Source organism: Mameliella sp. CS4 (genome assembly GCF_019392335.1).
In the GTDB taxonomy this organism is placed as follows: Bacteria; Pseudomonadota; Alphaproteobacteria; order Rhodobacterales; family Rhodobacteraceae; genus Antarctobacter.
Map to the genome: position 1 here is coordinate 298,439 of NZ_JAHXRQ010000002.1, position 13,031 is coordinate 311,469.

13 protein-coding genes are annotated in these 13,031 nt (G+C 65.6%); 6 read left to right on the forward strand and 7 right to left on the reverse strand.

What is annotated here, in order from left to right:
- Positions 1 to 33: 33 nt before the first annotated feature.
- Both KZZ07_RS04820 and KZZ07_RS04825 read right to left on the reverse strand, forming a co-directional pair.
- Entirely contained in the window at positions 34 to 1,071 is a 1,038-nt protein-coding gene (locus tag KZZ07_RS04820; protein ID WP_370631066.1) for a rod shape-determining protein, read from the reverse strand.
- 156 nt (positions 1,072 to 1,227) lie between these two features.
- Complete coding sequence (locus KZZ07_RS04825) at positions 1,228 to 2,070, reverse strand: hypothetical protein (RefSeq protein WP_219512591.1); 843 nt, start codon at positions 2,068 to 2,070, stop codon at positions 1,228 to 1,230.
- Between the two features lie 167 nt (positions 2,071 to 2,237).
- On the opposite strand from KZZ07_RS04825, the gene KZZ07_RS04830 reads away from it, so the two are divergent.
- Positions 2,238 to 2,642 carry a hypothetical protein gene (locus KZZ07_RS04830; protein WP_219512592.1) on the forward strand — a complete coding sequence of 135 codons (405 nt, stop codon included), beginning with the start codon at positions 2,238 to 2,240 and terminating at the stop codon, positions 2,640 to 2,642.
- Positions 2,643 to 2,831: 189 nt separating this feature from the next.
- Positions 2,832 to 5,339 carry a GcvT family protein gene (locus KZZ07_RS04835; RefSeq protein WP_219512594.1) on the forward strand — a complete coding sequence of 836 codons (2,508 nt, stop codon included), beginning with the start codon at positions 2,832 to 2,834 and terminating at the stop codon, positions 5,337 to 5,339.
- A gap of 71 nt (positions 5,340 to 5,410) precedes the next feature.
- Here KZZ07_RS04835 and KZZ07_RS04840 read toward each other — a convergent pair whose 3' ends face one another.
- Positions 5,411 to 6,163 (reverse strand): DUF4336 domain-containing protein, encoded by a 753-nt coding sequence (locus KZZ07_RS04840; RefSeq protein WP_219512595.1) that lies wholly within the window; start codon positions 6,161 to 6,163, stop codon positions 5,411 to 5,413.
- A 72-nt stretch (positions 6,164 to 6,235) separates the two neighbouring features.
- On the opposite strand from KZZ07_RS04840, the gene KZZ07_RS04845 reads away from it, so the two are divergent.
- Entirely contained in the window at positions 6,236 to 6,685 is a 450-nt protein-coding gene (locus KZZ07_RS04845; RefSeq protein ID WP_219512597.1) for a YtoQ family protein, read from the forward strand.
- Positions 6,686 to 6,718: 33 nt separating this feature from the next.
- On the opposite strand, the gene KZZ07_RS04850 is transcribed toward KZZ07_RS04845, so the two are convergent.
- Positions 6,719 to 7,420: a glutathione S-transferase family protein gene (locus tag KZZ07_RS04850; RefSeq protein ID WP_219512598.1), complete on the reverse strand. Its 702-nt coding sequence runs from the start codon at positions 7,418 to 7,420 to the stop codon at positions 6,719 to 6,721.
- Positions 7,421 to 7,546: 126 nt separating this feature from the next.
- On the opposite strand from KZZ07_RS04850, the gene mscL reads away from it, so the two are divergent.
- Together mscL and KZZ07_RS04860 are read left to right on the forward strand one after the other, a co-directional pair.
- Positions 7,547 to 7,972 carry a large conductance mechanosensitive channel protein MscL gene (gene mscL / locus KZZ07_RS04855; protein WP_219512601.1) on the forward strand — a complete coding sequence of 142 codons (426 nt, stop codon included), beginning with the start codon at positions 7,547 to 7,549 and terminating at the stop codon, positions 7,970 to 7,972.
- Positions 7,973 to 8,045: 73 nt separating this feature from the next.
- Positions 8,046 to 8,933: a cation diffusion facilitator family transporter gene (locus tag KZZ07_RS04860; protein ID WP_219512602.1), complete on the forward strand. Its 888-nt coding sequence runs from the start codon at positions 8,046 to 8,048 to the stop codon at positions 8,931 to 8,933.
- A 13-nt stretch (positions 8,934 to 8,946) separates the two neighbouring features.
- On the opposite strand, the gene ald is transcribed toward KZZ07_RS04860, so the two are convergent.
- Positions 8,947 to 10,065, reverse strand: a complete 1,119-nt coding sequence (gene ald / locus KZZ07_RS04865) for an alanine dehydrogenase (protein ID WP_219512603.1) — start codon at positions 10,063 to 10,065, stop codon at positions 8,947 to 8,949.
- A gap of 135 nt (positions 10,066 to 10,200) precedes the next feature.
- Between ald and KZZ07_RS04870 the strand changes: the two genes are divergently transcribed.
- On the forward strand, positions 10,201 to 10,659 hold the full coding sequence (locus KZZ07_RS04870; protein ID WP_219512604.1) for an Lrp/AsnC family transcriptional regulator: 459 nt from the start codon (positions 10,201 to 10,203) through the stop codon (positions 10,657 to 10,659).
- Between the two features lie 12 nt (positions 10,660 to 10,671).
- Here the strand turns inward: KZZ07_RS04870 and ccoS are convergent, their stop codons facing one another.
- Positions 10,672 to 10,833, reverse strand: coding sequence for a cbb3-type cytochrome oxidase assembly protein CcoS (gene ccoS / locus KZZ07_RS04875; protein ID WP_219512605.1), 162 nt, complete (start codon positions 10,831 to 10,833; stop codon positions 10,672 to 10,674).
- Positions 10,834 to 10,843: 10 nt separating this feature from the next.
- Positions 10,844 to 13,030, reverse strand: a complete 2,187-nt coding sequence (locus tag KZZ07_RS04880; protein WP_219512607.1) for a heavy metal translocating P-type ATPase — start codon at positions 13,028 to 13,030, stop codon at positions 10,844 to 10,846.
- Position 13,031: the final 1 nt, after the last annotated feature.

The following is a 13,031-nucleotide window of genomic DNA, read 5'->3' on the forward strand; positions in this document are numbered from 1 at the left end:
GGCCAACCGGCGTTGCACCCGCCCCGCGCGCCGTCAGCTGTCGTAGTCTATGGCGTGGCGCAGCTGCTTTTCGTATTCCAGCGCCTTTCCGGTGCCCAGGGCCACGCAGTTGAGCGACTCGTCGGCGATGGACACGGCCAGTCCCGTCTGCTCGCGCAGCGCAAGATCCAGATCGCCCAGCAGTGCGCCGCCGCCGGTCAGCATCACGCCACGGTCGACGATGTCGGCGGCGAGGTCCGGCGGCGTCGCCTCCAGCGCGGTCATCACCGCCTCGCAGATGGCTTGCACCGGTTCCGACAGGGCCTCGGCCACCTGGGCCTGGCTGATTTCGGTTTCCTTGGGCACGCCGTTCAAAAGGTCGCGGCCCCGGATCTGCATCGAACTGCCGCGCCCGTCATCGGGCATCCGTGCCGTGCCGATGCTGGTCTTGATCCGCTCGGCGGTGGATTCGCCCACCAGCAGGTTTTGCTGGCGGCGCAGGTAGTTGATGATGGCCTCGTCCATGCGGTCACCACCGACACGCACCGACCGGGCGTAAACGATGTCGCCCAGCGACAGGACGGCGACCTCGGTGGTGCCGCCGCCGATGTCCACGACCATGTTGCCGGTGGGATCGGTGATCGGCATGCCGGCACCGATGGCCGCCGCGATGGGTTCGGCGATCAGCCCGGCCTTGCGCGCGCCCGCCGACAGAACCGACTGGCGGATGGCGCGTTTTTCGACCGGCGTGGCGCCATGCGGGACGCAGACGATGATCTTGGGTTTCGAGAAGGTCGAGCGGCGGTGAACCTTGCGGATGAACTCCTTGATCATCGCCTCGGCGGTGTCGAAGTCCGCGATCACGCCTTCACGCATCGGGCGGATCGCCTCGATGCTGCCCGGGGTCCGGCCCAGCATCAGCTTGGCGTCCTCCCCGACGGCGAGCACTTTTTTCTGACCGTCCTTGATGTGATAGGCGACGACGGACGGCTCGGACAGGACGACGCCCTTGCCCTTGACGTAGACCAGGGTGTTCGCCGTCCCCAGGTCGATGGCCATGTCCGAAGAAAACAGGCCCAGGATGCCATCCATGCCAAACATATTGCTCTTGCCCCATTGCCTCATTGGCCCGCGACTCTGCCAGTCCGGGCCAGCGCCGTTATAGGGCTGAGCCACTGGATGCGGAAGGGGGGCAGGGGGGCAAATCAGCGGGGAATCGCCGTATGCCGCCTTGTCAGGCGGGCGCGATCAGTCCAACGGGCGGTTTAGCCGAACCTGAGCCGCTTCTGTCGCGGGCGGGACAGGGGGACTGTCCCGGATTTTCTCCGAGTCAGGCCCGACAGGGCGCCCCGCCCGCGCCGCAAGCGCGCGCAGATCGCCAAGATCGACGGTATCCAGAAAGCGCGAGATCATCGCGTCCGGCGCGCGCGTGGTCAGGCGCAGCTCGATGGCGCCGATTCGGGCGGCAAAGCCGCGCAGCCGGTGCGGGCGCCGCCCATCGTCCGCGATCTGGACCGGCCCCAGCACCTCGAACCAGGTCAGGTCTTGCGCGCTGCTGTGCTCGATCAGCGTGTCTATGCGGGCGAAATGCGAGTCGATGGCGCGGATATGCGCCTGCCAGACCGGGTACGGGATGCTGTGGTCCGGGTCCTCGACCGACAGGAGGATCAGGCCGTTGTCGGTGCGATAGGCGCGCGTGGTGTCCTCGCGGTAGCGGTCAAAGGCGGAGACCTCACGGCGGGTCATCTCGTTGACGGAGGGCAGGCCGAACGTGGCGCGGCCCAACTCCCGGTTGCGGGCCGTCGCCTGAGCCGGGCTGAAGAGATGGGCGTCCTGTCCGGTTGCGCGGGGGGCCACCGTCCAGCCCGGAGGGGCCGGCGGCAAGGCCGCGTCGACAAGCGACGACCGGCGCAGCACCTGGCCCATGATACCGCCTCGGTCGCCGAAACGCTCGATCAGCGTGGTCATGTACTGCGCCCTGCCAAAGTCAGACCCGGCGCGCGACCACTGAACGGCATAGTCGGCACCAACGGGGCCAAGACCGGCCAGCCCGGCAAAGACCAGTATGCCGAAGGTCCTGACGCGTGGCATTTCCAACTCCATTGCAACCGACACGGGATCACCTGACCGCCAATCGGGGCACGAGTTTGACGTGGCCGGGTCGAAAGAGGGAAAATCGATAGGACGAAAAGGTTTGACAGGTTCCAAAGCATGGGCGGAAACTGTGTTTACCAAGCGTCAACGCGAAAGGCTTTTCAATGAAGCGACTGATTTCCATGATCCTTGCCTGCCTGGTGGCCAGCCCGGCGGTTGCTGATTCCTGCTGGGATCACAATGGGTCCATCATGCGTCTGACCGCGCAGGGCAACAACCGCTGGTTCTGGTACGAAACCACGCCACACAGCTGGCAATACCCGGCGGGCGTGACGCCTGGCGTCCTGCTGTTCAACGGCTGGAAGAACGGGGAATGGTACAGCGGCACGGCGCGGCGGTTTTCCAAGTATTGCCCCGGCACGCCGCTGGAATACCATGTCGAGGGGCCGGTCCTGCAGAACCCGCTGCGCGTTCAGGTCACGGGACAGTACCAGGTGCAGCAGAACTGCCAGCCAACCGGCCAGTGGCGGACGGATACCTTGGTCTTTACCTACCGTTACCAGTGCTGACCTGACCCCTGGGGACGCCTCCGGCGGGGTTATTTTAACCAAGAAGAAGCCGCAGCGCCATGTTGCGGCTTTCTCGTGTGCCGCGCGATCTTCTTACGCGTCGTTTTCCCCGCATGACGTGTCGGGCGCGCGCGGCGCCGGGATACGCGGCGCGGTATTGAGGGGAAAATGAACCCGGAGAGTCGCGTCATGAAAACCCAAGTCAAAGCCCTGGTCGTCGGCGGTGGCGCCGTCGGCACATCGATTGCCTATCACCTGGCCAAGGCAGGCTGGGACGATGTCATGCTCATCGAGCGGGACGAGCTGACCTCCGGCTCGACCTGGCACGCAGCGGGCCTGCTGCCGCTGTTCAACATGTCCTTTGCCACCACGCATATCCACAAATACTCGGTGGATTTCTACAAGTCGCTCGAGGCGGAAACCGGCCTCAACGCGGGCTTTGCGGTCGTGGGCAACCTGCGCATGGCGCAGACCGACGCGCGCATGGACGAATACAAGCTCTATGCCACCACCGCCGAGACCTGCGGCGTGCCCTACGTCTGGCTGACCCCGGACGAGATCAAGGAACGCTGGCCGCTGATCAACACCGAGGATCTGAAGGGCGCGCTCTATCACCACACCGACGGTTACATCAATCCGGCCGACGTGACCCAGGCAATGGCCAAGGGCGCCCGTCAGCGCGGCGTCGAGATCGTGCGCAAGCTGCAGGCCGACAGCTACAACTGGACCGGCACCCATTGGGAAGTGACCTGCACCAAGATGGTGGAAAAAGGCGGCAACCTGGTTGAGAGCGACGAGACCGTCACCATCACCGCCGAGCATGTCGTGACCGCCTCTGGCAACCACGCACAGCGCACCGCGAAACAACTGGGCATCAAGATCCCGGCGATCCCGGTCGAACACCAGTTTATCGTCACCGACGTGGACCCCGCGCTGCAAGCCTGGCGCAAGGACGGCAATCCCGAGCATCCGGTGATCCGGGACGCCGACGCCCAGTCCTATGTCCGCGAAGAGCGCGGCGGCTGGATCCTCGGCGTCTACGAGAAGAACGCGCCGGCCTGCTTTGAATACGGTGTGCCGGACAGCTTTCGGGCCGATCTCTTCCCGCTCGACCTCGAGCGGATCGAGGACCAGTACATGGCGATGATCCACCGGATGCCCTCTTGCGAGGAATCCGGCCTCAAGGACGATTTCAACGGTCCGATCTGTTACACCCCTGACGGCAACCCGCTGGTCGGCCCGGCGCCGGGTCTGCGCAACATGTGGCTGGCCGAAGGTTTTTCCTTTGGCATCACCGCCGCAGGCGGCACCGGCTATTACCTTGCCCAGATGATGGTGGACGGCGAGGCCGAGATCGACATGGCCTCGCTTGACCCGAAACGCTATGGCTCGGACTGGATGACGACCGAGTTCGCGGCGCGCAAAAACGAAGAGTGCTACGACCACGTCTACATCCTGCACCACCCGGACGAGGAACGCCCCGCCTGCCGTCCGCTGCGCACCGCGCCCGCCTATGACCGGCAAAAGGCCAAAGGCGCGCAGTTCGGGTTCGTGAACGGCTGGGAGCGTCCCAACTACTACGGCCCGCTGGATGCACCGGAAAACTTCGACCACGACGCGCGCAGCTTCCGCCGCGGCGGCTGGTGGCAATATGCCGTGGACGAGGCCAAGGCCGTGCGCGAAGGCGTCGGTCTGATCGATGCGACCGCCTTTACCAAGCATATCGTCGAAGGCCCCGGCGCGACGCAGTTCCTGGACTGGTTCACCTGCAACAAACTGCCCAAGGTCGGCCGCATCAACCTGACCTACGCGCTGACCAGCCACGGCACCACCCGCACCGAATACACCATCGTGCGCCTGGGGGAGGACAAGTACTACTTGGTCTCCGCCGGGGCCTGGACGTCCTATGACAGCGACTACCTGCGCAAGGCGATCGAGGACAAGCGCGAGGAGTTCGGATGGATCTCCTGCCATGACGTGACCACCCAGTGGGGCGTCTTTGCCATCGCCGGTCCGAAATCGCGCGACGTGCTGAAAGAGATCGTCAAGGACGCCGACCCGGCAACCGTGCTGGGCAACAAGCGGTTCCCCTGGCTGACCATGCGCAACATCGAACTGGGCATGGTGCCGGTCATGGCGATCCGCGTGGCCTATACCGGCGAACTGGGCTGGGAACTGCACCACCCGATCGAGATGCAGAACAACCTATGGGACCAACTGACCACTGCCGGCGAAAAGCACGGCATGAAGCTGGTCGGCGCCCGCGCCCAGAACTGGCTGCGGCAGGAGAAATCCTACCGCGCCTTCGGCAACGAACTGGGCCGCGACGCGACCCCGCTGGAGGCCGACCTGCCGCGCTTTGTCGACCTCTCCAAGGAGTTTCACGGCAAGGCCAAGCTGGAGGAAACCGGGGTGCGGTCGAAATGCGTCACCCTGTTGATCGACGGGCCGGCGGATGCCGATCCCTGGGGCCGCGAGGCGCTTTACGCCGAGGATGGCACCCGCGTCGGGCGCCTGACCTCGGGCGGTTATTCGGTCGCCTTCGGCAAGTCCATCGGCATGGGCTACGTCAAGCCCGACCTGGCGGTCGAAGGCACCCGGCTGAAGGTCAAGATGCTGGACCAGATCTGGGATGCGACGATCACCCAGGACAGCCCCTATGACCCGAAAAACGAGGTTATCCGCAAGGACGGCTGATCCTTGGGCTAGATCACGACGGGGGCTCTGACGGGGTCCCCGTCTGTTTTCCGGTCATCGGGGCCGGCGCACTACAGCAACCAGCGAAACGCGCGGCGCAGTTCTGCTGTGCCGTCGCGATCGTACCAGTGGCCATGCGCGATGATAACCTTGTCCGGGGCCCAGTCCAGCAGGCGCTGCAGAGAGGCGCGCGCCGCGCGCCGCCGCCCGAGATAGGTCAGCCGCAGATCAAGCGGCAACTGTCCGTTTGGATGCGTCACACCAGCGATCCGCATCAGGAACCGGGTCCAGGCAGACTGGATGCGCCCGGGTTCGAAATTCTCGATCAGGTCGGCAAGGATCAGCGTTCGGCTGGCGCGGTGCAGGAACACCACCTCCTCCAGCAGGCGCGAGCCGCGAAAGATGGTCTGGTTCAGCGTCTCGGCCCAGGCAGCGGGCGGAGTCTCGTCCAGGTCATCGGTGAAACGCACTTCGATCCCCTGTGACTTTGCCCGTTCCCGCACCTTGGGAGAGGCCCAGACCCGCGCATTGGGAAACCGGACCGACCAACCCGGAATATAGGCATAGTGGATCGCATTGGGGGAGACGATGTGCCCGACCTCCCCCAGGGCAGCGACCGCATCCATCAGGGCGGCATCGGCGGCGATCGGCGACCAGAGCCAGAGCGTGCCGTCGGCCAGCCGACAGATGACCATGCGTGTCGTGAAGGGCAGCGTCGACGGACCGTAGGACATGTGGATCACCTCGCCATCGACGATCCAGAGGTCCGGGGCGACGGGTTTGAGGGTGTTCAGCGGGGCATAGGGGAGCAGAGGGTCTGACATGGCGGCGCCTTGCGTTGCGGGCTTTGAGGGCTATGGTGACCCGAAATTGCATGGATGCAGGGAGTGCGCACAATGGGACTGAACGTCTATCTCTCGGGGGAAATTCACACCGACTGGCGTGATCAGATCATCGACGGCGCGCAGGGGCTGGACATCACCTTTAACGCGCCGGTGACGGACCATGCCGCCAGCGACGATTGCGGGGTCGAGATCCTGGGCGCCGAGGACAACAAGTACTGGCACGACCACAAGGGTGCGATGGTCAATGCCATCCGCACCCGCAAGGGGATTGCCGATGCGGATGTGGTCGTGGTGCGCTTTGGCGACAAGTACAAGCAGTGGAACGCGGCTTTCGACGCGGGCTATGCCAGCGCGCTGGGCAAGTCGCTGATCATCCTGCAGCCGCCCGAGCACGATCACGCCCTGAAAGAGGTCGACGCCGCTGCCTTGGCGGTGGCGCGCACGCCGGCCCAGGTGGTCGAAGTGCTGCGCTACACGCTGACCGGCGCGCTGCCCGTCTGAACGGCGGGGCCGGGGATTCCCGGCCCGGCGCTTTCACCCCTCGCGCGGTGGAATGTTCATGCCGCGCTGCACGGCGGGGCGGTTCATGAAACGCTCCAGGTAGGCCACGGCCCTGGGATGGTCGGCCCAGCCGACCACGTCGCGCGCGCCGTAGAAATCGAGGATATTCAGCCAAGGCGCGATCGCGATGTCGGCGATGGAATACTCGCCGGCGATCCATTCCTTGTCCGCCAGTTGGCCTTCGATCACGGTCAACAGGCGCTTGGCCTCGTTTATATAGCGCTCACGCGGGCGCGGGTCCTCGATCTCGGAGCCCCCGAACTTGTGGAAGAAACCGAGCTGGCCGAACATCGGGCCGACGCCTCCCATCTGGAACATCAGCCATTGGGTGATCTGGTGCTTTTCACCCGCGGAACGGCCAAGCAGCTTGCCGCTCTTCTCTCCCAGATACAGCAGGATCGCGCCGGATTCGAACAGTGCCAGCGGCGCGCCGTCCGGCCCGTCAGGGTCGATGATCGCAGGGATCTTGTTGTTGGGGTTGAGGCTCAGGAAGGCCTCGCTCTTGACGTCCGCATCCGAGAGCGTGACCCGGTGTGCCTCGTAGGGCAGGCCGGTTTCCTCCAGCATGATCGAGGCCTTGACCCCGTTTGGCGTGGGAAGGGAATAAAGCTGGAGGCGCTCGGGATGCTGCGCGGGCCAGCGAGAACTGACGGGGTGGGTGACAAGATCGAACATTTGCTTGGCCTTTTTCCGGTTTGGGGGAAAGCTAGGGATGTTTTTCCCGGTTTCACAGGGGCCGGGCTGTGCAATGGCGCAGAACGCATGTGAACAGGCGGTTACGCCGGAACAGGGACGATGGGAATGTTTCAGGAATTCAGGAATTTCGTCGCCAAGGGCAATGTCATGGACATGGCCGTGGGTATCATCGTGGGCGCGGCCTTTACCGCCATTGTGACCTCGCTGGTCGGCGACATCATCAACCCCGTCATCGCGCTCTTTACCGGCGGCATCGACTTCTCCGGCTGGTTCTACGCGATGGACGGCAATGACTATGCCTCGCTCGATGCCGCGACAGAGGCGGGCGCGCCGGTCTTTGCCATCGGCAAGTTCGTCATGGCCATCATCAACTTCCTGATCATCGCCTTCGTGGTCTTCCTGCTGGTCAAGATGGTCAATCGCATCAAGGAGGCCGCCGAAAAGGAGGAAGAGCCCGTCGCCGTAGCACCCAAGGGCCCGACCGAACTGGAGGTCCTGCTGGAGATCCGCGACGCGTTGAAGCGGGACTGACCGACGTCTCCGGGTTGCGCGGCCTGAGGGGCTTGGCTATCAGGCCGTTGCGACGCGCCTGCCAGGAGATCTCATGCCAAGAGCCGTGAAAATCGCCGCGGGCAGCATCGCGGTCGGAGGCGCCGTGCTGGCGATCAAGCTGCTGGCCTGGTGGCTGACCGGCTCTGTCGCGCTGCTGTCCGACGCGCTGGAAAGCATCGTCAACGTGGCCACGGCCATTGCCGCCTTCGTCGCGGTGCGGATCGCGGTGCAGCCGGCGGACGCGGACCATCCCTTTGGCCATCACAAGGCCGAGTATTTCAGCGCCGTCATGGAAGGCGTGATGATCGTCGTGGCGGCGATCCTCATCCTGAACGAGGCCTGGGGCGCCTGGAACGCCCCGCGCGACATCGACGCGCCCTTTACAGGCCTGTTGCTGATCGGCCTGGCCAGCGTCGTGAACGGGATCTGGGCCATTGTGCTGATGCGCGAGGGGCGCAGCCTGCGGTCACCTGCGCTCGAGGCGGACGGGCGGCACCTGATGACCGATGTCGTTTCCTCTGCCGGGGTCGCCATCGGCGTGGTGGCGGCCGTTCTGACCGGGGCGCTCTGGCTGGACGCGCTCTTGGCGGCCCTGGTGGCGATCAATATCCTGTGGTCGGGCTGGCAGGTGTTGCGCGGCTCTGTCGGCGGGCTGATGGATGAAAGCGTGCCAGAGGACGATCTGGAGACCATGCGCGAGCTGATCTCGGCCAATGCCGACGGCGCGGTCGAGGCGCATGACCTGCGCGCCCGCCATGCGGGGCAGGCGACCTTTGTCGAGTTTCACCTGGTTGTGCCGGGGGAAATGTCGGTCGAAGCGGCGCATGACATCTGCGACCGGATCGAGGCGGCCATGATGGCCGCCTTCGACGGGTGCCGCGTCACGATCCACGTCGAGCCCGAGCACAAGGCCAAGCACAGCGGGATCGTGGTTCTCTAGACTCGCCTGAGTCTCAGCCCTTGATGACCAGTTGCGGAGAGGTGACGTCGATCCCCTGCGCCTGGCCGACCGCGAAATAGGTCAGCTTGCCCGCGTGCACGTTCAGCCCGTTCATCAGATGGGGGTCGTCGGCGCAGGCCTGTTTCCACCCCTTGTCCGCAAGGGCCAGCATGAACGGCATCGTGGCATTGCCAAGTGCGATGGTCGAGGTGCGGGCCACGGCGCCGGGCATGTTGGCGACGCAATAGTGCATGATGCCGTCGATCTCGTAGACCGGATCGGCATGGGTGGTCGCCTTCGATGTCTCGAAACATCCGCCCTGGTCGATCGCCACGTCCACCAGTGCCGCGCCCGGTTTCATCGAGGCGAAATCGGCGCGTTTCACCAGCTTGGGCGCCTCGGCGCCGGGGATCAGCACCGCGCCGATCACCATGTCCGCCTGTTCCAGATGCTCGGCCAGGAGGCCCGCGCTGGAATAGCCGGTGCCGAATGTGCCACCGAAGACGTCGTCGAGATAGCGCAACCGGGGCAGTGAGCGGTCCAGAACCGTCACATCCGCGCCCATCCCGGCGGCGATGCGCGCGGCGTGGGTGCCGACGACGCCGCCACCGATCACCAGCACGCGCGCCGGGCCGACGCCGGGCACGCCGCCCATCAGCACACCGCGCCCGCCGTTGGCCTTTTGCAGGGTCCAGGCGCCCACCTGCGGCGCCAGGCGCCCGGCGACCTCTGACATGGGGGCCAGCAGGGGCAGCCCGCCACGGTCGTCGGTGACCGTCTCATAGGCGATGGCGGTACAGCCCGAGGCCAGCAGGTCCTGCGTTTGGGCCGGATCGGGGGCCAGGTGGAGATAGGTGAACAGCAACTGTCCCTCGCGCAGCATGGCGCGTTCGACGGCCTGCGGTTCCTTGACCTTCACGATCATCTCGGCCTCGGCAAAGATCTCGGCTGCGGTCTCTGCCAGTCTTGCGCCTGCGGCCGTGTAATCCTCGTCGGTGAATCCCGCGCCGGTGCCGGCGCCTTTCTGCACGATGACCTCGTGACCATGTCCCACCGCCTCGCGGGCGGCATTCGGGGTCAGGCCGACGCGGAATTCCTGGGGCTTGATCTCGGTGGGGCAACCGATCTTCATGTGTTCTCCTCCTCGGATGTGCACGGCAGTATGCCAGCGAAGCCTTGCAAAGGGGTCGCAAGTTCGCGCATCCTGACAGGAGATGGCGCACGAATTTTCGATGAATGACCGTTTGGGGTGGAGGATCTTGCGTATATGACGCTGGACGAGACAGACAGGCGCATTCTGCGCGTTTTGCAGCGCAGGGGGCGCATTTCGAACGCCGATCTCTCCGAAGAGGTGCACCTGTCGGCCTCGGCCTGTCACCGCAGGGTCCAGCGCCTGGAAACCGAAGGCTATGTGCGCGACTACGTGGCGCTGCTGGACGCGCGGCGCATGGGCTTTCCCTCGACCGTTTTTGTGGAGATCACCCTGACGGCCCAGGCGGACGAGGTGCTGGAAGCCTTTGAAAAAGCGGTGTCACGGGTGCCGGCGATCCTGGAATGTCACCTGATGGCGGGCACGGCGGATTACATCCTCAAGGTCGTGGCCGAGGACACAGAGGATTTCGCCCGTATCCACCGCCAATACCTGAGCCGCCTGCCGGGCGTGGCGCAGATGCAAAGCTCTTTCGCCCTTCGCACGGTGTTCCGGACGACGGCCCTGCCGGTGTGAAAGCCCGCGCGATCAGTCCTGCTTGGGGTGGTCGTCGTATTGGCCCGAGAGGATGCGTTGCGCGTCTCCCTCGGGGTCGTCGTACTGGTTCGACCGCAGGGTAAAGACGAAAAAGGCCAGCCCCGCGCCCCCCAGCACCAGCGAGATCGGAATCAGGTAGGTCAGGATATTCATGACAAGCTTCCTATCTCAGTCGCAGCGCGTTCAGCGACACGGTAATCGAGCTGGCCGACATGGCCAATGCGGCAATCAGCGGCGAGCAGAGACCCGCCACCGCCAGCGGCACGGCGATCACGTTGTACCAAGTCGCCACGGTAAAGTTCTCGCGGATGCGACGGGTGGCCTTGCGGGCGGTTTGGACCGCCTCGGGGATCGGTGCCAGCGAGCCGCCCAGCAGGACGATGTCCGAGGCCACGCGCGCGGCGTCCAGCGCCGAGGCCGGAGAGATCGAGGCATGGGCGGCGGTCAGCGCCGCGGTGTCGTTCAGCCCGTCGCCCACCATCAGCACATGCGCGCCGTCGCGGCTCATCATCTCGATGCGGGTGGATTTGTCCTGCGGCAGGGCCTCGGCCATCCACTGCGTGATGCCCAGCCGTTTGGCCAGCGACTCGACCGCCGGAGTGGTGTCGCCGGAAATCAGGATGACCTTGAGACCGGCCGCTTTCAGGGCGGTGACGGCCTCTTCGGCGCCCTCGCGCAGGCGGTCGGTGAAGAGAAAGGCCTGGGCCGGTCCGTCCCCCACCCGCAGCCAGGCGGCGGTGCGGTCGGTCTGGCCGCCGCCGACCCAGGTCGCGCGGCCCAGCCGCACGTCCTGACCGCGCCAGATGCCCGTTGTCCCGTGTCCCGGGATCTCGGTTACGTCGGTCAGGGTTTCGGGCTTGATCCCGGCCTCGCGCGCGGCGGCGGCCAGGGATTGCGACAGCGGGTGGCTGGAGCCCTGTGCCAGGGCCAGAGCGATTTCCAGGTCGCGGCGGGTGAAATCGCCGAGGTTGGTCAGTTCCGGCGTCCCGGAGGTCAGCGTGCCCGTCTTGTCAAAGACGACCGTGTCGACCTGAGCGAGCCGTTCCAGCGCCGTGGAATCCTTGATCAGCAGCCCGCGCTTGAACAAGCGGCCAGAGGCCGCCGTGGTGACGGCAGGCACGGCAAGCCCGAGAGCGCAGGGACAGGTGATGATCAGAACAGCGGCGGCGATGTTCAGGGCCACGCGCAAATCGCCCGCGTAGATCAGCCAGCCGACGAAGGCGAGGGCAGAAAGGATATGCACGCCGGGGGCATAGAGTTTCGCGGCCCGGTCGGCCAGCGAGGTATAGCGCGAGCGGCCTGACTCGGCGACGGCGACCAGGTCCGCCATGCGGTGCAAAGAGGTGTCACGCCCAACGGCGCTGGCGCGGATCGTCAGCGGGCCGGTCAGGTTGACCTCGCCCGCGCTGACACTGCGGCCCGGTTCCGCGAAGACGGGCAGGGTCTCACCCGTCAGCAGCGACCGGTCCAGTTCAGAAGTGCCGGAGACGATTTCGCCATCCACGGGCATCCGACCACCGGGGCGCACGCTGACAAGATCGCCAACCGCCAGTTCGCCCACCGGGACCTGCGTTTCGCCCTCGTCGGTGACGCGCCAGGCGCGGGGCACCTCCAGCGCGGCCAGTTCCTCGGCCGCAGACCGGGCCACCGACCGCGTGCGGTGATCAAGATAACGGCCGGTCAGCAGGAAAAAGGTCAACGCGATGGCGGCATCGAAATAGGCGTGTTCCCCGGAGAGGCTGGTTTCCCAAAGCGAGGTGCCCACCGCCAGCAGGATTGCCAGCGAGATCGGCACATCCATGTTCAGGCTGCGGGCCGACAGCGCCGTCCAGGCGTTGCGAAAGAAGGGCATGGCGGAAAAACCGACCGCCGGCAGGACAATCGCCGCCGAAATCCAGTGGAACAGGTCGCGCGTTGGCCCCTCTGCCCCGGACCAGACCGCGATCGACAGAAGCATGACGTTCATGGCCGCGAAGCCGGCGACCGCGAGCCGCATCAGCAGGTCGCGCCCGGCCTTGTCGGTGGCCGTTGCCGAAAGCGCCGTGTTGTCAAGCTCATGCGCCTCATAGCCCGCACCCTGGACCACCGGGATCACATCGGCGGCGGTCAGCTCTGGCTCGGCCTCGATGCTGACCCGTTTCAGGGTCAGGTTGACACGGGCCGAACGGACCTCGGGCACCTTGTCCAGCGCCCGTTCGACGGCAGACATGCAGGCCGCGCAGTGGATCGTCGGCAGGGACAGGACGATATGTGCCTCGCGCGGCGTCTCTTGTTCAGCAAGCGCCTGTGCCGCCGGGGCGGCGGCGCAGGCCGGGCAGGCCGAAGCGGGTGGGCGCAGGGTGGCGGTCATC

Bases quoted from the DNA above. Each gene is read 5' to 3' on its own strand.
- KZZ07_RS04850 (WP_219512598.1), bottom strand. From the start codon at position 7,420: ATGTTCGATCTTGTCACCCACCCCGTCAGTTCTCGCTGGCCCGCGCAG.
- KZZ07_RS04835 (WP_219512594.1), top strand. From the start codon at position 2,832: ATGAAAACCCAAGTCAAAGCCCTGGTCGTCGGCGGTGGCGCCGTCGGC.
- KZZ07_RS04840 (WP_219512595.1), bottom strand. From the start codon at position 6,163: ATGTCAGACCCTCTGCTCCCCTATGCCCCGCTGAACACCCTCAAACCC.
- KZZ07_RS04860 (WP_219512602.1), top strand. From the start codon at position 8,046: ATGCCAAGAGCCGTGAAAATCGCCGCGGGCAGCATCGCGGTCGGAGGC.
- KZZ07_RS04825 (WP_219512591.1), bottom strand. From the start codon at position 2,070: ATGCCACGCGTCAGGACCTTCGGCATACTGGTCTTTGCCGGGCTGGCC.
- KZZ07_RS04880 (WP_219512607.1), bottom strand. From the start codon at position 13,030: ATGACCGCCACCCTGCGCCCACCCGCTTCGGCCTGCCCGGCCTGCGCC.
- mscL (WP_219512601.1), top strand. From the start codon at position 7,547: ATGTTTCAGGAATTCAGGAATTTCGTCGCCAAGGGCAATGTCATGGAC.
- KZZ07_RS04820 (WP_370631066.1), bottom strand. From the start codon at position 1,071: ATGGATGGCATCCTGGGCCTGTTTTCTTCGGACATGGCCATCGACCTG.
- KZZ07_RS04845 (WP_219512597.1), top strand. From the start codon at position 6,236: ATGGGACTGAACGTCTATCTCTCGGGGGAAATTCACACCGACTGGCGT.
- KZZ07_RS04870 (WP_219512604.1), top strand. From the start codon at position 10,201: ATGACGCTGGACGAGACAGACAGGCGCATTCTGCGCGTTTTGCAGCGC.
- KZZ07_RS04830 (WP_219512592.1), top strand. From the start codon at position 2,238: ATGAAGCGACTGATTTCCATGATCCTTGCCTGCCTGGTGGCCAGCCCG.
- ald (WP_219512603.1), bottom strand. From the start codon at position 10,065: ATGAAGATCGGTTGCCCCACCGAGATCAAGCCCCAGGAATTCCGCGTC.
- ccoS (WP_219512605.1), bottom strand. From the start codon at position 10,833: ATGAATATCCTGACCTACCTGATTCCGATCTCGCTGGTGCTGGGGGGC.